The sequence below is a fragment of the Aeromonas sp. A35_P genome (genome assembly GCF_002259925.1).
Taxonomy (GTDB): domain Bacteria; phylum Pseudomonadota; class Gammaproteobacteria; order Enterobacterales; family Aeromonadaceae; genus Aeromonas; species Aeromonas dhakensis.
The window spans coordinates 1-19998 of sequence record NZ_NEVB01000245.1; the positions used below are offsets into that span (position 1 = coordinate 1).

The 19998-nt window shown below is 62.6% G+C and carries 14 protein-coding genes, 1 tRNA gene, 1 rRNA gene and 1 pseudogene; 6 read left to right on the forward strand and 11 right to left on the reverse strand.

Features of this window, described 5'->3' with window-relative positions; translation table 11 throughout:
- Window positions 1–81 precede the first annotated feature (81 nt).
- The 3 genes and pseudogenes from CAK78_RS20240 to CAK78_RS20250 all read left to right on the forward strand — a co-directional run.
- Entirely contained in the window at window positions 82–1602 is a 1521-nt protein-coding gene (locus CAK78_RS20240; protein ID WP_369597529.1) for an ABC transporter ATP-binding protein, read from the forward strand.
- Between the two features lie 82 nt (window positions 1603–1684).
- Window positions 1685–2803 carry an ABC transporter permease gene (locus CAK78_RS20245; protein WP_024943031.1) on the forward strand — a complete coding sequence of 373 codons (1119 nt, stop codon included), beginning with the start codon at window positions 1685–1687 and terminating at the stop codon, window positions 2801–2803.
- A 98-nt stretch (window positions 2804–2901) separates the two neighbouring features.
- Window positions 2902–3615: pseudogene (locus CAK78_RS20250) on the forward strand (ABC transporter permease); the annotation flags it as partial.
- 59 nt (window positions 3616–3674) lie between these two features.
- On the opposite strand, the gene CAK78_RS20255 reads toward CAK78_RS20250, so the two are convergent.
- Window positions 3675–4580, reverse strand: coding sequence for a LysR substrate-binding domain-containing protein (locus CAK78_RS20255; protein ID WP_005307641.1), 906 nt, complete (start codon window positions 4578–4580; stop codon window positions 3675–3677).
- 119 nt (window positions 4581–4699) lie between these two features.
- On the opposite strand from CAK78_RS20255, the gene CAK78_RS20260 reads away from it, so the two are divergent.
- Window positions 4700–5827 carry an S-(hydroxymethyl)glutathione dehydrogenase/class III alcohol dehydrogenase gene (locus tag CAK78_RS20260; protein ID WP_005307638.1) on the forward strand — a complete coding sequence of 376 codons (1128 nt, stop codon included), beginning with the start codon at window positions 4700–4702 and terminating at the stop codon, window positions 5825–5827.
- A gap of 49 nt (window positions 5828–5876) precedes the next feature.
- Entirely contained in the window at window positions 5877–6713 is an 837-nt protein-coding gene (gene fghA, locus CAK78_RS20265) for an S-formylglutathione hydrolase (RefSeq protein WP_094698481.1), read from the forward strand.
- Between the two features lie 52 nt (window positions 6714–6765).
- Here the strand turns inward: fghA and CAK78_RS20270 are convergent, their stop codons facing one another.
- The gene (locus CAK78_RS20270) at window positions 6766–7488 is read right to left on the reverse strand and encodes a head GIN domain-containing protein (protein WP_094698482.1); all 723 of its coding nucleotides are present in this window, start codon (window positions 7486–7488) and stop codon (window positions 6766–6768) included.
- 364 nt (window positions 7489–7852) lie between these two features.
- Here CAK78_RS20270 and ovoA point away from each other — a divergent pair, with 364 nt between their 5' ends.
- Window positions 7853–10003, forward strand: a complete 2151-nt coding sequence (gene ovoA / locus CAK78_RS20275) for a 5-histidylcysteine sulfoxide synthase (RefSeq protein WP_094698483.1) — start codon at window positions 7853–7855, stop codon at window positions 10001–10003.
- Between the two features lie 58 nt (window positions 10004–10061).
- On the opposite strand, the gene CAK78_RS20280 is transcribed toward ovoA, so the two are convergent.
- The 9 genes from CAK78_RS20280 to CAK78_RS20320 form a co-directional block, all read right to left on the reverse strand.
- On the reverse strand, window positions 10062–11033 hold the full coding sequence (locus CAK78_RS20280) for a bile acid:sodium symporter family protein (protein ID WP_094698484.1): 972 nt from the start codon (window positions 11031–11033) through the stop codon (window positions 10062–10064).
- A gap of 210 nt (window positions 11034–11243) precedes the next feature.
- A complete protein-coding gene (locus CAK78_RS20285) occupies window positions 11244–12680 on the reverse strand; it encodes an amino acid permease (protein ID WP_094698485.1) in 1437 nt (478 codons plus the stop codon).
- Between the two features lie 166 nt (window positions 12681–12846).
- The gene (locus CAK78_RS20290) at window positions 12847–13185 is read right to left on the reverse strand and encodes a tRNA-binding protein (RefSeq protein WP_176452872.1); all 339 of its coding nucleotides are present in this window, start codon (window positions 13183–13185) and stop codon (window positions 12847–12849) included.
- Window positions 13186–13261: 76 nt separating this feature from the next.
- Window positions 13262–14707 carry an amino acid permease gene (locus CAK78_RS20295; RefSeq protein WP_094698487.1) on the reverse strand — a complete coding sequence of 482 codons (1446 nt, stop codon included), beginning with the start codon at window positions 14705–14707 and terminating at the stop codon, window positions 13262–13264.
- A 101-nt stretch (window positions 14708–14808) separates the two neighbouring features.
- Complete coding sequence (locus CAK78_RS20300; protein ID WP_094698488.1) at window positions 14809–15264, reverse strand: beta-galactosidase subunit beta; 456 nt, start codon at window positions 15262–15264, stop codon at window positions 14809–14811.
- On the reverse strand, window positions 15261–18335 hold the full coding sequence (gene ebgA / locus CAK78_RS20305) for a beta-galactosidase subunit alpha (RefSeq protein ID WP_094698489.1): 3075 nt from the start codon (window positions 18333–18335) through the stop codon (window positions 15261–15263). The genes CAK78_RS20300 and ebgA overlap by 4 nt, the downstream gene beginning before the upstream one ends.
- A gap of 321 nt (window positions 18336–18656) precedes the next feature.
- Entirely contained in the window at window positions 18657–19622 is a 966-nt protein-coding gene (gene ebgR, locus CAK78_RS20310; protein ID WP_094698490.1) for a transcriptional regulator EbgR, read from the reverse strand.
- A 154-nt stretch (window positions 19623–19776) separates the two neighbouring features.
- A 5S ribosomal RNA gene (gene rrf / locus CAK78_RS20315) occupies window positions 19777–19891 on the reverse strand.
- A gap of 22 nt (window positions 19892–19913) precedes the next feature.
- Window positions 19914–19989, reverse strand: a tRNA-Thr gene (locus tag CAK78_RS20320).
- Window positions 19990–19998 lie beyond the last annotated feature (9 nt).

Genomic DNA, 19998 nt, shown 5'->3' on the forward strand with positions numbered 1-19998 from the left:
AATGGAACAAAAAGTCAGATTTGGGAGTAAATACGTCCGAATTTTGAAGTAATGAAATTTTAAAATGTGGGCATATTACTCATGATGAAGGTGCGATCCACTTGTTCGCACCTTCCTAAAGGCAGCATTCACGGCATCGTCGGCGAAAATGGCGCCGGCAAGTCGACCCTGATGAGCATCATCTACGGTTTCTACCACGCCGACAAAGGCGAGATGTTCATCGACGGCAACCCCTTCAAACCCCATGGCTCACAAGATGCGATCGCCGCAGGCGTGGGCATGGTGCACCAGCACTTCATGCTGGTGAACAACTTCACCGTATTGGAAAACGTCATTCTCGGCGCAGAAAACGGCTGGCACCTGGGCCAGAGCCTGGCCGCGGCCGAAAAACTGCTGGGCGAGCTGGCGCGGGACTATGGCCTCGAAGTGCCGCTGCACGAGAAGGTCGAGGATCTGCCGGTGGGCCTGCAACAGCGGGTCGAGATCCTCAAGGCGCTCTATCGCGGCGCCCGCATCCTGATCCTGGACGAGCCGACCGGGGTACAGACCCCGCAAGAGGCGGATCACCTGTTCGAGGTGCTCAAGAAGCTGCGCGATCAGGGCGCCACCATCATCCTCATCACCCACAAGCTGCGCGAGATCCTGGCCATCACGGATCAGGTCTCCATCATGCGCCGGGGTGAAATGGTGGCCCACGTCGCCACCAGGGATACCGACAAGGAGCAGCTGGCCGAACTCATGGTGGGCCGCAAGGTGCGCCTCAAGGTCGACAAGGGGCCGACCCAGCCGGGCGACGCCAAGCTCAAGGTCAATGGCCTCAGCTATGTGGACGACGCCAGGGTGGAGCGGGTCAAATCCGTCAGCTTCGAGGTGCGGGCCGGTGAAGTGGTCGGCATCGCCGGCGTCTCCGGCAACGGCCAGTCCGAGCTGCTCAGCCTGCTCGGCGGCATCCTCAAGCCCAGCAAGGGCAGCTTCACCATCACCGGCAACGGTCAGGCCCACGAGGTGAGCGTGAGTCACCCGGCCGACCCGGAGCGGGTGCGCAACTTCGGTCTCGGCCACGTGCCGGAAGACAGACACAAGATGGGGCTGATCAACCGCTTCGAGGCGAAAGAGGCCTTCATCCTCGGCTATCACCGCCGCCCCCAGTACAACAAGGGCTGGCTGCAGAACAAGGAGGCGATCCTGCAGGATTGCCAGGCCAAGATGGACAAGTGGGACGTGCGCCCACCCCATCCCGAGCACAAGACCGCCAACTTCTCCGGCGGCAACCAGCAGAAGCTGGTGATCGCCCGGGAAGTGGAGCAGGACCCGGATGTGCTGCTGATCGGCCAGCCGACCCGCGGGGTCGACATCGGCGCCATCGAGTACATCCACCAGCAGATCATTGCCATGCGCGACAAGGGCAAGGCGGTGCTGCTGGTCTCGGTGGAGCTGGACGAGATCATGAGCCTCTCTGACCGCATCCTAGTCATCGCCGACGGTCGCATCGTCGGTGAGCTGGATGCCGCCAAGGCGGATGAGCGCACCATAGGTCTGATGATGGCGAACATAGTTCCTGACGAGGTGGCAGCAAGCCAATCACAAGGAGCCACATCATGAAGCTCACCGCCACTTGTAACGGATTCGGCCTGCTGATGGTCAACACCCCCGTCACCGGCCAGATTGCCAAGGAGGCTCGCCCATGAGCCAAGCACGTATCCCTGCCTGGATCTCCGTGGGCGTACTGCCCGCGGTCAACATCCTGCTGGCCTTCCTGGTGTCGGCCATCCTGTTCTACTACCTCGACATCAACCCGGTCGATGCCGCCGAGATCATGTGGTACGGCGCCTTCGGCACCGGTGAAGGGGTCGGTTTCACCCTCTACTACGCGACCGGCTTCATCTTTACCGGTCTGTCGGTGGCGGTGGCCTTCCACGCCGGCCTGTTCAACATAGGTGGCGAGGGGCAGGCCTATATCGGCGGCCTCGGCGTCGGTCTGGTCTGTCTGCTGCTGGGTGACTCCCTGCCGTTCGCCCTGCTGCTGCCGCTGGCCATCATCGCCGGCGGCCTGTTCGGCGCGGCCTGGGCCTTCATCCCGGCCTGGTTGCAAGCCAAGCGCGGCAGCCACATCGTCATCACCACCATCATGTTCAACTTCATCGCCGCCTCCCTGATGGCCTACCTGCTGGTCGAGGTGTTCAAGCCGGCGGGCTCCATGGCCACCGAGAGCAAGGTGTTCGCCGAGGCGAGCTGGCTGCCGAAGATGAGCGAACTGGCGGGGGCATTCGGCATGGAGATGTCGAACAGCCCGCTCAACATCAGCTTCTTCTGGGCACTGCTCTGCGCGGCCCTGGTGTGGGTCTTCATCTGGCATACCCGCTGGGGCTACGAGATCCGCTCGGTCGGCGCCAGCCAGAGTGCGTCCGCCTATGCCGGCATCTCCTATCCCAAGGTGGTGATCCTGGCCATGGTGATCTCCGGCATGCTGTCGGGCTTCTTCGCCCTCAACGTGCTGCAGGGGGAACTGCACCAGATCAAGCTCAACTTCGTGGAAGGGTTCGGCTTCACCGGCATTGCGGTGGCGCTGATGGGGCGCAACCACCCGGTCGGCGTCATCATCGCCAGCCTGCTGTTCGGCTTCCTCTATCAGGGCGGCGCCGAACTGAGCTTCGAGTTCGGGGTGGACCGCAACATAGTGGTGGTGTTGCAGGGTCTGGTGATCCTGTTCTGTGGCGCCCTAGAGCACATGATGCGTCCGCGCATCGAGCAGCTCTATCTGGCGTTTGCCAACCGCTCAGCCGCGCAAGCCAAGGGGGCCTGATCATGAGTGAAATCAAGATCCTGATGTCTCCGAGCCTGACAGTGAAGGGGTATCACCATGTTTGAAATTCTGATCCTGATGCTGGATGCCACCATCCGCACCGCGGTGATCAGGTGGTGAGCGGCATGGCCATCAACATCCTGGCGGCCGGCCTGACCGTCACCCTGGGCCGTTACTGGTTCGATCAGGGCGGCCAGACCCCGGCACTGTCCGGCGCGGCGCGCTTCGCCCCCATCGACCTGCCCTATGCCAAGGAGCTGTATGACGTGCCCGTCATCGGCCAGCTCTACAGTGAGCTCTTGAGCGGTCACTCCCTGCTGGAGTACGTGGCGTTCGCCGCCGTGCCGCTGGCCTGGTGGGTGCTGTTCCGTACCCGCTTCGGCCTGCGTCTGCGGGCGGTGGGCGAGGCACCGGCTGCGGTCGACACCGCCGGTATCTCTGTGGTGCGCATGCGCTACACCGCGCTCATCATCGGCGGCCTGCTGGCCGGCATCGGCGGCACCTACCTGGCGGTGGCCCAGACCGCCCAGTTCATCCCCAACATGAGCGCGGGCAAGGGCTTCATGGCGCTGGCGGCGCTGGTGTTCGGCAAGTGGCGCCCCTGGAACGCCATGGCGGCCTGCCTGCTGTTCGGCTTCCTCGATGCGGTCGCCATCCGGCTGCAAGGGGTCAGCATCGGCGGTTTCCCGATCCCGGTGCAGGCCATCGAGGCGCTGCCCTACATCCTGACCGTGTTCCTGCTGGCCGGCTTCATCGGCAAGGCGGTGGCACCCAAGGCGCTCGGCACCCCCTACGTCAAGGAGCGGGAATAACCCCGCCTTTCATGCCATGCAAAAGGCCCGCACAAGCGGGCCTTTTTTATTGAGCGAGGTCAGCCGACGGGGCGCACCAGCGCGGGCTGGTGGGGATCGCTCAGCCGCTCCGCCAGATAGTCCACCAGCAGCCGCACCTTGGGAGAGAGGTGGCGGTTGTGGGGATAGAGGGCCCAGATCCCCTCCGCCGGCGCCCGCAACTCCGGCAGCAGCTCGATAAGCTCACCTTGGGCCAGGTGGTCGCTCACGTAATAGTCCGGCAGCTGGATGATGCCGATCCCCTTGAGCGCCGCATCCAGCAGGGCGTGGCCGCTGTTGCAGTGCAGCAGTCCGTGCACCCGCACACTGTGGGGGCGGCCATCCAGGGTGAAGTGCCACTCGTCGCTGTTGCCCACCAGGCAGGTGTGGCGGGTGAGTTCGGAGAGGCTGTTGGGCATGCCGTGACGGGCGGTGTAAGCCGGCGAGGCGCACACATAGGGCACCCGCTGCGCCAGCTTGCGCGCCACCAGGCTGGAGTCCTTGAGATGGCCGAGCCGCAGCGCCAGATCGTAGCCTTCGTGCACCAGATCCAGCAGCTGGTTGGTGAGGTTGAGGGTCACCTCCAGCTGGGGAAAGCGCACCATAAAGTCGTTCACCAGCGGGGCGATGCGGCTCTCGCCGTAGGAGACCGGGGCCGTGATGCGCAGGGTGCCCTGCGGCACCGCCTGATGGCGCCCCACCGCCAGCTCCGCCTCGTAGAGGTTGTCCAGCAGCTGGCGACAGTGGCGATAGTAGATCTCGCCGAGCTCGGTGAGCCGCACCTGACGGGTGGTGCGCAGCAGCAGCTTGGCCTGCAGCCGATCCTCCAGCTGCGCCACCTGCCGGCTCACTTGCGCCACCGACACCCCCAGCTTGCGCGCCGCCGGGGTAAAGCCCCCCTGCTCCGCCACGCTGACAAATTCACAGATCCCTTCCCAGCCGAACATTATTACCTGTGTGTAAAAGTGATTTCAGATTTCGCCTTATTATCACCAAATAAGTGGGAAACTACACTGGATGTCCGAACCCATTCTCCTCACCCTGCTCAACAATAAGGACATCCGTCATGGCACAGGTTCAAAGCATCAAGTGTAAGGCCGCCATCGCCTGGGGCCCGGGCCAGCCCCTCTCCATCGAAGAAGTCGAGGTCATGCCACCCCAGGCGGGCGAAGTGCGGGTCCGCATCGTCGCCACCGGCGTCTGCCACACCGATGCCTTCACCCTTTCCGGTGAAGATCCGGAAGGGGTCTTCCCCTGCATCCTCGGTCACGAGGGGGGCGGCATCGTCGAATCCGTCGGCGAGGGCGTCACCAGCGTCAAGGTGGGCGATCACGTGATCCCGCTCTACACCCCCGAGTGCGGCGAGTGCAAATTCTGCAAATCCGGCAAGACCAACCTGTGCCAGAAGATCCGCGCCACCCAGGGCAAGGGGCTGATGCCGGACGGCACCACCCGCTTCTCCAAGGATGGCCAGCCCATCTATCACTACATGGGCACCTCCACCTTCAGCGAATACACGGTACTGCCCGAGATCTCCATCGCCAAGGTGGACCCGGCCGCCCCGCTGGAAGAGGTCTGCCTGCTCGGCTGCGGCGTCACCACCGGCATCGGCGCCGTGATGAACACCGCCAAGGTCAAGGAAGGTGAGAGCGTCGCCATCTTCGGGCTGGGCGGCATCGGCCTCTCCGCCGTGATAGGGGCTCGCCTGGCCAAGGCCGGCCGCATCATCGCCATCGACATCAACGAGAGCAAGTTCGAACTGGCCCGCAAGCTGGGCGCCACCGACTGCATCAACCCGAACGACTATGACAAACCCATCCAGGAGGTGATCGTCGAGCTCACCGACGGCGGTGTCGACTTCTCGTTCGAGTGCATCGGCAACGTCAAGGTGATGCGCGCGGCGCTGGAGTGCTGCCACAAGGGCTGGGGCGAGTCGGTCATCATCGGGGTGGCCGGCGCCGGCCAGGAGATCAGCACCCGCCCGTTCCAGCTGGTCACCGGCCGGGTGTGGCGCGGCAGCGCCTTCGGCGGCGTGCGCGGTCGCAGCGAGCTGCCGAGCTACGTGCAGCGTTACATGCAGGGCGAGTTCAAGCTGGACGACTTCATCACCCACACCATGGGGCTTGAGCAGATCAACGAGGCGTTCGATCTGATGCACGAAGGCAAGAGCATCCGCAGCGTCATCCACTACTGAGCATGATCACCCCGCCCGTCACCGTGGGCGGGGTGCAGGAGTTCCTCCGATGAATCTGGACATAATCAGCAGCAACAAGAGCTTCGATGGCTGGCACAAGCGCTACAGCCACGCCTCCGAGGTGCTGGGTTGCGAGATGCGCTTCGCCATCTATCTGCCGCCCCAGGCCCTCACCGGCCAGAAGGTGCCCGTGCTCTACTGGCTCTCCGGCCTCACCTGCACCGATGAAAACTTCATGCAGAAGGCGGGCGCCCAGCGCATCGCCGCCGAGCTCGGCATCGCCCTGGTGGCGCCGGACACCAGCCCCCGCGGCGAAGAGGTGGCGGACGACCCCGGTTACGATCTCGGCATGGGCGCCGGCTTCTACGTCAACGCCACCCAGCATCCCTGGCGCGATCACTACCAGATGTACGACTACGTCACCCGCGAGCTGCCCGAGCTCATCGAGACCCACTTCCCGGTCTCGACGAAGCGCGCCATCAGCGGCCACTCCATGGGTGGCCACGGGGCGCTCATCGCCGCCCTGCGCGAGCCGGGTCGCTACCGCTCGGTGTCGGCCTTCAGCCCCATCAGCCACCCGAGCCGCTGCCCCTGGGGCCAGAAGGCGCTCGGTGCCTACCTCGGCAACAACCCCCTGCTGTGGCAGGAGTGGGACGCCTGCCAGCTGCTGCGCAATGAGTCGGTCAAACCACTGCCGACTCTGGTAGACGTGGGGCTGGACGATCCCTTCCTGGCAGAACAGCTGCACATCGATGCCCTGGCCGATGTGGCCGCCAGCAAGGAGTGGCCGCTGGAGCTCAACCGCCACCCCGGGTACGATCACAGCTACTACTTCGTGGCGAGCTTCATCGAGGCGCACCTGCGCTTTCATGCCCGCCACCTCTGATCGAAACAGGCCCGTCACGGGCCTGTTTTTTCTGGTCGACGTACAAGACCATTCAGCTGCCCTGCCGGCTCACCTCGCCGGAGCCGGCGATCTCGCTCTGCAGCACGGGATCACCCCAGTAGCTGACCGAGCCAGAGCCGGCGATGCCCACCTTGAGCCGCTCCTGCGCCCGAACCTCCACGTCGCCGCTGCCGGCGATATTGACCTCCACCTCGCGCCCCTTGAGCTCGGCCCCCAGCACATCCCCCGAGCCGGCGATGTTGAGCTCGACGGCCCTCGCCGTGCTGTTCCCCAGATCCAGGCTGCCTGCGCCCGCGATGTTGCCCTCCAGCCGATCCAGTTCGAGCCCGTCGGCGACGATGTCACCGACCCCGGCCACCGACAGCACCAGCGCCTCCCCCTTGAAGCCGCGCAGCTCGCCGTTGGCAACCCCTGCCAGCGCCAGTTCATGAAGCGCGGGCAGGGTGATGGTGATCTCCAGCGGTTCGGTCGGATCGAGCCGGTAACCGTCCTTCACCTCGATCTCCAGCTTGTCGCCCCGCTCGCTCAGCACCAGGTAGGGCAGCAGGTTCTCCTGCCCGCGGATGCGCACCCCGCGCGGCTCGCCGGCCACCAGATGGACACTGGCGGGCACCCCGGCCAGCACCCGGGTCACCTGCCGGCCCATCCCGTGCTGCTGCTCGATCAGGGCCCCCGCCCCGCTCACCCGGGTATCATCCAGCCAGCTGCACCCGCTGAGCCCGACCGCCAGCACCACGCCCATCATCCATTTCATCGCCACTCTCCTCATTGTGTATTGGCCAGTCGCGGCCTCTTGGTCAGCATCTATTACAAAGCCTGTGCCAGTTCATCAACAGCATGATTTACAAGAAAATATCCATTTTTACGCCACATGGGCACAGCAAGAAGAGAGTCATTCAGACCATAAACTGGCGAATATGACCATACCCGAGCGAGCAGGTGGAGGGCTGGCTGGCGAGCCGTTCGCGGGGTCGCTATGCTGACAAGCCGTGGAAGTTTTTAGTTGCCCTGCCGGTCTGTTGAGCCAATAGTGATACTTTGTGCGTACAAAGCTCTCCATTGCGGTAATGCCATTACCACTGTCTTGTCAGTCTTCACTGCCAACAAGGAGTCAGAGCGTGACCCAAGCCACTCTTCTCTATTCCACCGCCACCGGCCTGCCGGAACCGACCCGAACCCCGCTGCTGACTGGCAGCGATCCCGAACAAAAACGCCGCGAGCTGCTCACCTACTTCTGCCAGACCTTCGATCTCTACGACTCGCTGTTCGACTGCCTGGCCGACGAGCGCGCCTGGATTGACAAGGCGATCCCCCTGCGCCACCCGCTCATCTTCTACTACGGCCACACCGCCGCCTTCTTCATCAACAAGCTGCTGGCGGCACGCCTCATCGAGGGGCGACTCGACGCCCGCATCGAGGCCATGGTCGCCATCGGGGTGGATGAGATGAGCTGGGACGATCTCGATGAAACCCACTACGACTGGCCCTCCGTCAGCGAGCTGCGCGACTACCGCGGTCGGGTGCGCGCCCTGGTGTGTGATTTCATCGAGCGGATGCCGATCGAGCTGCCCATCCATTGGCAGAGCCCGGCCTGGGTCATCTTGATGGGGATAGAGCACGAGCGCATCCACCTCGAGACCTCCAGCGTGCTGATCCGCCAGCTGCCGCTGGCCTGGGTGCGCAGCCAGCCCCAGTGGCCGGTCTGCCTCGAGGCGCGCCATCGCCGTGACGAGGTACCCGCCAACAGCCTGCTGCCGGTGGCCGGTGGCCGGGTGCGGCTCGGCAAACAGGACGCCACCTACGGCTGGGACAACGAATACGGCGAGCGTCACGTCGAACTGGCCCCCTTCCAGGCCAGTCGCATGCTGGTGAGCAATGCAGAATTTTTCGACTTCGTACAGGCAGGCGGCTACGAGACCCGCGCCTGGTGGGATGACGAAGGCTGGGGCTGGCGCCAGTATGCCGGGGCACGCATGCCCACCTTCTGGGTCGGCAACCCCCTCGAACCCGAGCAACTGCAACTGCGACTGATGACAAGGCAGGTTCCTATGCCCTGGGACTGGCCGGTGGAGGTAAACCAGCTGGAGGCCGCCGCCTTCTGTCGCTGGCAGGCGGCCCAGACCGGTCTGCCGATCCAGCTGCCGAGCGAGGCGGAGTGGATGCTGCTGCGCGAACAGCTGGCTGGTGACCAGCCGGACTGGATCGAGGCGCCCGGCAACATCAACCTGGCCCGCTTCGCGTCGTCCTGTCCGGTGGATGCCTGCCCGCAGGGTAGCTTCTTCGACCTGGTGGGCAACGTCTGGCAGTGGACCAGCACCGCCATCGATGGCTTCGAGGGGTTCAAAGTGCATCCCCTCTACGACGACTTCTCCACCCCCACCTTCGATGGCAAGCACACACTCATCAAGGGGGGCAGCTGGATCAGCACCGGCAACGAGGCGCTCAAGTCCTCCCGCTACGCCTTCCGCCGCCACTTCTTCCAGCATGCGGGCTTTCGCTATCTGGTATCCCGCCACCAGGAGCCCGTCATCGTGAATCCCTATGAAACCGACACGCTCGTCGCTCAGTACCTCGACTTCCAGTACGGGCCGAGCCACTTCGGGGTCGCCAACTACGCCCAGGCTCTGGCCAGCCTCGCCAGCGAGTTGTGCAGCCGCCATGAGCGGGCGCTCGACATCGGCTGCGCCACCGGCCGCGCCAGCTTCGAACTGGCCCGCCACTTCGCCCACGTGGACGGGGTCGACTACTCGGCCCGCTTCATCGACGTGGCGCTGGCGCTCGCCAGCCAGGACAGCTTCCGCTACGCGGTACCGGTGGAAGGGGAGCTGGTGGAGTATTGCGAGGCGCGGCTCTCCCGCCATGAGCTCGGCCGTGAGCAGGCCGATCGAGTCCACTTCAGCCAGGGGGATGCCTGCAACCTCAAGCCCAAGTATGCGGACTACGATCTGGTGCTCGCCTCCAACCTGATCGACCGGCTGCGGGAACCCGCCCGCTTCCTGCGCGACATTGCGCCCAGACTGCGCAGCGGCGGCCTGCTGGTGCTCACCAGCCCCTATACCTGGCTGACCGACTACACCCCCAAGGCCAACTGGCTCGGCGGCATCCGGGAAAACGGCGAGGCCCTCGGCACCTATCAGGCGCTGCAACGGCTGCTGGCGGAAGAGTTCGAGGAGCACCTGCCCCCAAGGGACGTCCCCTTCGTCATCCGCGAGACCGCCCGCAAGTACCAGCATACGGTGGCCCAGCTCACCGTCTGGCGCAAACGCTGACGACGCGGCAAACGAAAGAGGGAGGCCCACTGGCCTCCCTCTTTTTTATCCGAACCGCTTACCCCTGCTGAACCTGGGGCACGACCTCCTGCTCACGGTAGCGGCGGGCCAGCACGGCACACACCATCAGCTGGATCTGGTGGAAGATCATCAGCGGCAGCACCATGACCCCGACGCTGGCGGCCGGGAACATGACGTTGGCCATGGGCACCCCGTTGGCCAGGCTCTTCTTGGAGCCGCAGAAGACGATGGTGATCTCGTCCACCTTGCCAAAACCGAGGCGGCGGCTGATCCAGACGTTCCAGCCCAGCACCAGCGCCAGCAAGACGCAGCTCAGCAGCACGATACTGGCCAGATCGTACCAGCCGACCTGGTGCCAGATCCCCTGCACCACCGCCTCGCTGAAGGCCACATAGACCACCAGCAGGATGGAGCTCTGGTCCAGCTTGCCAATGAGCGGCCGGTGGCTGTCGACCCAGCGACCGATGAGCGGGCGCGACAAATGGCCCACCACGAACGGCAGCATCAGCTGCACCATGATGGCCTGAATGGAGTGCCAGGTATCGACCCCCTCCCCCTGCACATTGATCATCAGCCCCACCAGCACAGGCGAGAGGAAGATACCGAGGATGCTGGAAGCCGAGGCGCTGCACACCGCCGCCGACACATTGCCGCCCGCCATCGAGGTGAAGGCGATGGCCGACTGCACGGTGGCAGGCAGGGCGCAGAGGTAGAGGAAACCGAGGTAGATGGCCGGGCTCAGCCAGTGGGGCACCAGCGGCGTGAGCAGCAGCCCCAGCAGCGGGAACAGCACGAAGGTGCTGAGCATCACCACCAGATGGAGCCGCCAGTGGCCAAGGCCCGCCAGCAGGTTCTGGCGCGACAGCTTGGCGCCATGCATGAAGAAGAGCAGCGCCACCGCCAGCTTGGTCAGCAGACCGAACCAGACGGCCGCCTGCCCCTCGCAGGGGAAGAGGGAGGCCAGCGCGACCACCACGATCAGTACAGAGGTAAAGGGATCCAGACGCACGAGCGGTCTCCGGTGAAAGCAGATCCCGCCCCCGCGCGGGGCCGGTGATCGGGGACGACAGGAAACACAACAGGAGCTGTGGCACAGCTCCTGTTGAAACGGATCCCCAGCTTACCCCGATAAGCGGGAGGCGCAAAGTTGAGCGCCCCCCTTTATCTGCCGGAAATTAAGCAAGTCCGACTGGCCACCGGAGCCGGCCAGCCTTGTGCCTCAACTCTGCTTGACCAGCTTGCCGCCGGCTGTGCCGGTTGCCTGCTTGCGGGCCTGCCGCTTCTCGAAACGGGAGATCCACCAGTAGGCCAGCGCCGAGAAGACCGCGGTCATGAAGACGTTGATGAAGAAGGCGCGCACCAGATCCACCCCGCTCGGGAAGGCGGAGGCACTCATGCTCACCACGAAGATGGCGATCAGCACAGACACCACCGCCATGCCGAAGGTGCGCGACCCCATGCGGAACTCGCGCGGAGTGTCGTCATGTTTCCAGCGGAACACGAAGTAGGCCGCCATGATGAAGATCGGCGGCAACATGGCGGTACCGGCGGTGAGGTTGATGGCGGTGTTCATCATCTGCTGCACGGATTCCGAGCCAAAGCCGTTGACCACCAGCATCACGAACACGAAGGCGAACTGCCACCAGGCGGCGCGCACCGGCACGCCGTGCTCGTTGAGCTGGGTGGTCTTCTCGCCGTAAACCCCCTGCGGGATCTCGGAGAAGTGGATCTTCACCGGCGCCGAGGTCCACATCATCATGGAGCCGAACATGGCGATGAACAGCACCACGCCGACGAAGCGGCCCACCAGCGCCTCGGAGAGCCCGAAATACTGGGCCATGCCTGTGAAGATCTCCACCATGCCGCCGGCATAGGTGAGGCTCTCGCGCGGCACGAACACGTTCACCAGCAGGGAACCGACCGCATACATGGCACCGATGACGATGCCGGCACTGATGATCACCTTGATGAAGGACTTCTGGCCCCCCTTCACGTCATTGAGGTAGGCCGCCGCCGTCTCGGCACCGCCCGCCGCCTGGAAGATCCAGCACATGATACCGAGCGTCGCCCAGTTGACGGTGGGAGTCATCGCCTCCAGGGTGATGGGCTGGGCCGGCACATGATCGCCACTCAAAGCCATCAGGGCGCCCAGCACATAGATGGCGAACAGGGCAAAGACGCCGTAGGCCACGATCTCGGCAATCTTGCCGAGCCAGCTCGCCCCCTTGGTGGAGATATGGGTCGCCGCCGCAAACAGCACGATGGAGATGACCGAGGTGACCATGGGCGAGAAGCTGTACTCATAGCCCAGCATGGCGTAGGAGGCGTAGGCGATGACGTTGGGCAGCAGGGAGACGAACCAGAACAGGTTCACGAACCAGTAGAGAAACGAGCCCAGATAGGCCATCCGGGTGCCGAGCGGCTTTTTCAACCAGTCGTACATCCCCGACTCGGAGTTTTTGTTGGCCGAGACGAACTCGGCGATGATGAAGACGAACGGGATGAAGTAGACGATGGTCGCCAGCAGGAAGATGGGAGCGGAGCTGAGCCCCAGCTCTATGTTGTTGTTGACGATGTTGCGCACGTTGAACACGGCGGCAAAGGTCATCGACAACAGGGCAAACTTGCCTATGGTGCCGCGTACGGATTCAGACATGGTGTCCTCCAGTGGACTCGCGCTCCCTGCGGGTAACGCTGTGACTCTGTGATGTGTTCGGCAAGGGTCTGTCGGCCCCGCCCTTTACTCTCTTGTTATGATCGGGCCGCTTGGACGGCCTCGTTGCTGAACCGGTGCCGTCTCCCGCACCGGCTCGCAATACCAGTCAGACGATCGGAGTGCCCGGCGCCATCGGCACCCGCGGCTGCAACAGCACGCTCTGGCTCTCGTCCGGGGTCTCGGCGCACAGCAACATGCACTCGGAACGCTCGCCGCGCATCCTGGTGGGCTTGAGGTTGGTCAGTACCACCACCTGGCTGCCCATCAGCTCCTCTTCGCTGTAGTAAGGCACCAGACTGGTGACGGTCTGCCGCGGCCGCTCGCCCCCCACGTCGATCTGGACGATATAGAGTTTGTCGGCCCCGGGGTGACGCACCACCTCCAGCACCTTGCCCACCTTCATCTCGACCCGTTTGAATTCGGCAAACTCGATCGTCTCGCTCATGCTCTTTTCCTTTTCTGGTTCAACGGTTTGCGGGTGGCCAACGGCCACCCGATTTGATTGGGAGTCAATGCAGTGCCTATGGCGCCTGCATGGCGACCTGCGCCGCCGGCTGGGCCTCTTTCGCGCGCGCCTCGGCGCTGAGAGAAGCCTCGTATCTGTTGTATTTCCACCAGGCGAAGCCGAGGAAGATCAGGATCCCGCCGACGTTGTAGAAGATGATGGTCATGATGTCGGCACCGGTCGGGAAGGTGGAGGCGAGGAAGCCCACCGAGAAGATGGCGATCAGCACCGAGACCACTGCGATGCCGGTGGTGCGCGACCCCATCCTGAACTCCCGCGGCAGGTGGTCGAGCTTCAGCCGCAGATTGAGGTAGGCCAGCATGATGAACAGCGGCGGCAGCATGGAGGCGGCAGCAGTCATGTTGATGACGGTGTTCATCAGATCCTGCGCGGTGTTGGAGCCCAGAGTCGGGATCACCATCAGCGGCAGCACGATGAGGTACTGGATCCAGGCTGCGCGGGCGGGCACGCCATTCTCGTTCAGCTCGACCGTCTTCTTGCCGAAGATGCCGGCCGGGATCTCGGAGAAGAAGATCTTCACCGGGGTCGCCGTCCACATCAGCAGGGAGCCGAACATGGCGGTGAAGGAGACCAGCCCGACAAAGCGGTTCATCAGGATCTCCGGCAAGCCGAAATGGGCCGCCAGCCCCTCAAACACCTGCACCGAGCCGCCGGTGTATTTCAGGGTGTCGCTGTGGACGAACACGTTGATCAACAGCGATGCGATGGAGTAGAGCACGCCGATAAAGATCCCAGCGACAATGATCACCTTCGCGAAGGATTTGGAGCCCCCTTTCACGTCATTGACGTAGACCGCCACCGACTCGGCGCCACCGGCCGCCATAAAGATCCAGGTAGTGATACCCAGGAAGGCCCAGCTGAAATCGGGGACCATGGCCTCTACCGTGATGGGGTCAGCCGGTTGCACGCCGCCCACCAGTGCCGCCCCTGCCAGCAGAATGTAGGAGAGGGTCAGCAGCAGCATCAGGGACGAAGTCACCGAGGTGATGGGGCCGAGCATCCTGGCGCCGTTGGTGGAGACGTAGGTGGCAAAGGCAAACAGCACCATGCTCAATGCCGTGGTCGCCACCGGGGTGAGAATGTACTCATAACCGAGGAAGGCATAGGAGGCGTAGGCGATGACTCGCGGCAGCAAGGAGGTGAAGAAGAAGAGGTTCACGAACCAGTAGGTGTAGGCGGAGATAAAGGCCCAGCGACCGCCGAGGGAGCTCTTCACCCAGGCGTACACCCCCGCTTCGGAGTTTTTGTTCAGTGACACGAACTCCGCAATGATCAGGCAGAACGGAATGAAGTAAAAAATGGTGGCCAGAAAGAACATCGGGGCCGAGGCCAGACCGATCTCGATGTTGTTGTTGATGACGTTGTTGAAGCTGAATACCGCCGCGAAGGTGAGCGACAGCAGACCAAACTTGCCTATCGTATTGCGTTTGGAATCAGACATGGTGCATCTCCAGACCTGTAGTTATCTAGCGAAAGAGCGGGGCATGATTTGTAGGGTGAGCCCCGCCCTTCCGGCTTTGTCAGTGCAGAACCGGCGGCTTGTTATTTGTTTTTGAAGTAGCCGCCTTCGACGGTGACCTTGATGATCAGCTTGCGTACCGGGCTGTCGCCTGCGAACCGGTAAGCCTCGTCGTTCTCGAAGATCACCACCTGGCCGTTGCCCACCTGCTGGCGCTCACGCACCTCACCGGCCAGCCACTCGCGATCCGTGGTGTCGTCATAGGCCTGCTCGACCCGCAGATCCGACTTGGCTGCCCACTCCACCGTCTCTGCCCCTTCCAGGTAGTAGTGAACGTCGAAGTAGCGGCGCTGCCCCTCGAACAGTGAGGTGGCCGGGCTGGCCCCCTCCTGCAAGCGGTAGGTGAGGGAGTCACCGATGGAGTGGCAGATACCGGGCTTGAGGTTGGCCAGGTTGTTGATGGCCTCCACGCAGCGGCCCCACTTCTTGCCCTCCCGGTAGATGTTTTTGAACAGGGTCAGGTTGTCCAGGGTGATCATGCGAGGTTCCTCCCGCCGTTGATGGTGAGATCGAGCCCGGCCAGCGCAGCCGGATTGAGGTTGCCACGAGCGATGGGCAGCAGGGTCAGGCCGAAGCTGAACGGCTCGAAGCGCACCCGCCAGGAGTCCAACACCTCGGAGCCCCAGGAGTTGGAACCCAGCCCCAGTACCTTGTGATCCAGATTGAGGGTGAGATAACCACTCGGCTCCAGCTCATTGATGTGCTGCGCCCCGTGGATATGCTCCCAGCTGTAGGGCCAGACGCTCAGGTTGATGGGAGCATCGGGCCGCACGTAGAGACCGGCACCGTGGCGGTTGGTCAGGGTCGCCCAGCGCACCTGCTGGCGGTTGCCGTTGTCCTGCGGGAAGGGGTAGTGCTCCCACATCTCGCCGACTGTGCTCTGGAAGCTGTCGATCCAGTTGCTCTGGCGGCTGTCCTGATAGTTCTCACCCGGTCCCATGCCGTAGTAGTGCACCCGGTCGAGATCCTGACGAATGCCCAGCTCGAAGCCGATCTTGGGGATGATGTCGTCATAACTGCCGTAGGGCTGACCGGACAGCGCCACGTGCAGTTGGCCGTTCGGGCTGAGGGTGTAGACGTAGCGGCAGCGCATGCCGAAGTCGAACACCGGCGGCGCGATCAGGCTCTCTACCGTCACCTCGACCGCCTCACCCAGCTGGCGCCAGCTCAGAGTGCGGAAGTGCTCCTGCATGATCTGCAGGTGGTTCGGGTGCCACAGGCTCTCGTACTCCTGCTTGTGGTTGTCGATCATCGGCTTGAAGAAGGTGAGGCGCGGCGAGCGCTCGATGAGCTCATTACCATCCTGCTGCCAGCTCACCAGCTTGCCATCGAGGCGCGAGAAGCGCAGGGCGAAGCCGCTGCCACTCAGGGTTAGATCGAGCCTCTCATCGGCGATCTGCAACGGGGTGGCGTTGGGATTGGCAAAGGGTTGCAGCTGACGGGTCGACTCTTTGAGCCGGAACTGGTACTGGCCCAGCTCGTGCTCCGCCGCGCTGTAACGGGTGGCGGTGGCCTTGATGACCCTCAGCTGGACGAAGGTCTCCCGCCCATCGAGGGATGGCAGTTCGAGTTGCAGCACTGTGATGGCACCGGGAGCAATCCCTTCCAGCCGGATCTGCTGGCTGGCCAGCAGCTCGCCCTCGGCCTTCACCTCGACCAGCAGGCGGATATCGTCGAGAGTGGAGAACCAGTAACGGTTTTCCACCGCCAGCTTGCCGCTCGCCAGATCCAGCGCCCGCACCTTGACCGGGCAGATCACCTGCTTGTACTCGCGCAGGCCCGGCCCCGGGGTCTGATCCGGATAGATGAGGCCATCCATGCAGAAGTTGTAGTTGTTGGGGTAGTCGCCGTAGTCGCCGCCGTACTTGTAGACCGGGCGGCCCTGCTCGTCCTGATCCAGAATGCCGTGATCGCACCACTCCCAGATGTAGTGGCCCTGAATGTGGGGATGGCGGTCGAACACCTGCTGGTATTCGCTGAGACCACCCGGGCCGTTGCCCATGGCGTGGGCGTATTCGCAGAGGATGCGTGGCTTAGGCATAGGGAACTCGCCGAAGCAGTTCATCTGGGAGACGCGGGAATACATGGTACTCACCACATCCACCACCTCGGCGTCGCGATCCTCTTCGTAGTGCACCAGCCGGGTCGGGTCGATCGCCTTGCAGCGCTGGTACATGGCTCTGATGTTGCAGCCGTAGCCGGACTCGTTGCCGAGCGACCAGATGATGATGGAAGGGTGGTTCTTCTGGGCGTGCACGTGGCGCTCTATGCGATCCACGAACACCGGCTCCCAGAAGGGGGCATCGGTGATGCGGCTGAGATCGCCGACGTTGGCAAAGCCGTGGGTCTCCACGTCAGTCTCCGCCATCACGAACAGACCGTACTGGTCGCACAGCTCGTAGAAACGCGGGTCGTTCGGGTAGTGGGCGGTGCGCACCGAGTTGAGGTTGTGCTGCTTCATCAGCACGATGTCGCGTTCAACACGGTCCATGCCGACCGCGCGGCTCTTGAGGTGGTCGTTGTCGTGGCGATTCACCCCGTGCAGCTTGAGGTAGTGGCCGTTGACATGGAAGAGGCCATCCTTGACGGTGATTTCACGCACCCCGACCCGTTGCGGGATCACTTCCAGCAGAACCCCCTGACCGTTGTAGAGGGAGAGTTGCAGCTGGTAGAGGTAAGGATCTTCGGCGCTCCACAGATGGGGGTTGGCCAGATCCAGCGTGAAGCGGCAATCACACTTGCCATCGATAGCGAGATGATCGAGCGAGCCGCTGGCGATCTCGCTGCCCTGATCCAGCAGCGAGCAGACCAGACGATGATCACGGGCCGACTCCCCCAGGTTTTCGAGCTGGATGTCGCAGCTCAGGGTGGCGCTCTGGTTGTCGTCAGCCAGCGCGGTCTGGATGAAGAAGTCCTGCACATGGACCGCCGGTTTGCCCACCAGGTAGACATCGCGGAAGATCCCCGCCATCCACCACATGTCCTGATCTTCGATGTAGGTGGAGTCGGCCCACTGCATCACCCGCACCGACAGCAGGTTCTCACCGATGTTGGCGTAGGCGCTGATATCGAACTCTGCGGCAAGGCGGCTCCCCTTGCTGAAGCCGACGTAGTGACCGTTCACATAGACCTCGAAGTAGGTCTCCACCCCGTCAAACTTGATGATCACCTGCTCGCCGCCCCAGGCCGGGCTCAGCGTGAAGCTGCGCTGATAGGCGCCGGTGGGGTTGTTGGTCGGCACGAAGGGCACGTCGATGGGGAAGGGAAAACCTTCGTCGGTGTACTGCAGCTGACCATGCCCTTCCATCTGCCACATATTGGGCACGGTGATCTGGCCCCACTCGTTCATGGGGCTGTGATAGAAGGCCTCCGGCACTTGCAGGGGGTGGTCGAAGTAGTGGAACTGCCACTGGCCGCCAAGGCTCAGAAAACGGCGGCTCAGCTCGCGCTGCATGGTGGCCGCCAGCCCGTGGTCGGCATAAGAGAAGAAGTAGGCGCGCGGGGCCAGCCTGTTTTCACCAACGAATTGGACGTTTTCCCAGTTATTCACATGTCCTCCCGGAACAAGGCAACGTTAACTGGGTAAACTCTAGATAAATATTTACTAAATATCAGTTTTAGATCGGTAAAGTTTTAACCTGATCACAGTGAGCGGATGGTTTTGTGAGCGAGATCAGAAGCAGAAGATAAAGGAGGGCAAGGTATAGATGGGTGGCATGGATGTTGATGACAGCGGGCTGTCATGCGATCAAATTAACTATAAAACAATATGATATGAGTTTATTGGAAGAGATGGGAAAGATATTTGCTTGGGAGGGGTGTTGCGCCACCGCAAGATGGCGCGACTAAAAACATAGGTGTTTTACTAAAATTATCGTGTGGTACCGCGCAGAGTCAATTTGCTCGGTACCAGCACCCGCAGCGGGATATCCCGCTCGTCACGCAGCCGTTCAACCAGCAGATTGACCCCTTGGGAGCCCATCAACTCGGAGTGGATCCGCACCGTGGAGAGCGGCGGGAAGGTGAACTTGGCGGTCGGAATATCGTTGACGCTGATAAGCTCGATTTGCTGGGGAATCGCCAGTCCCTTCTCGTGGATGGCACGCAGCACACCGATGGCGATGGAGTCGGAGGCCACGAACAGCGCCTTGGGCCAATCCCCTGCCAGCATCTCCTTCGCCAACGCGTAACCGGAAGCGCTGGAGAAATCCCCGCGATAGAGGTCGCTCTCCTGCACCACACCCAGCCGTTGACCGTAGTCGAGGAAGGCCAGCTCGCGCAGATCCGGGCCATCATCCTGACCGCCGATATAGCCGATGCGCTGGTGTCCCTGAGCGATGAAGAAGTCCACTACCTGCTGGCTGATCAGCGCCAGATCCACGTCAATCGAGTCAAAGTCCCCCTGAGAACGGCAATCCACGAACACCAGCTGGGCAGAGAGGGAGTGAAGCGCGGCGAGACGCTCTGCGGGCAGATGGCCGATGACCAGGATACCGTCGACGGCGGAGAGATCGCGCCCCTCGGCACCGTTGTAGAAGTGGGTCAGTTCGATGTTGAGGCGAGCACACTGGGTCTCGATGCCGTAGCGGATGGCCAGATAGTAGGGATCGTTGACCTCGGTGCTCTGCGGGTAGGCATAGACCGCCAAGAAGTGCAGCTTGCTCTTGTGAACCCCCTTGCGGGCACCGCTGGTCTTGTACTCCAGCCGCTCGGCGATCTCGAAGATCTTCTGCTTGGTCTCTTCCTTGACGCTCAGCGTCGGATCTTCATTGAGCACCCGCGACACGGTAGCCTGGGATACCCCCGCCTCCTGTGCAATTTCCTTCAACGTGGCCATGCATACTCCTCTGGCAATGACGCGCGACAACACCAGACCAAGAGTAACGGGCAACGTGCTGACATCCCAGCATTTTTACTAAAAGAAACCCATCATAATGGCAAATTTCCAATGCAAAAAGGCCTCCCGAATGGGAGGCCTCTTCTAAATGGGTGCCTGACAGTGTTCTACTCTCGCATGGCGAATGCCACACTACCATCGACGCTACCGCGTTTCACTTCTGAGTTCGGCATGGGATCAGGTGGTTCCACGGCGCTATTGCCGTCAGGCAAAAGCTGTACTACTTGAAAATGGTGCTGATACCCAGAATCGAACTGGGGACCTCATCCTTACCAAGGATGCGCTCTACCGACTGAGCCATATCAGCACACTAACC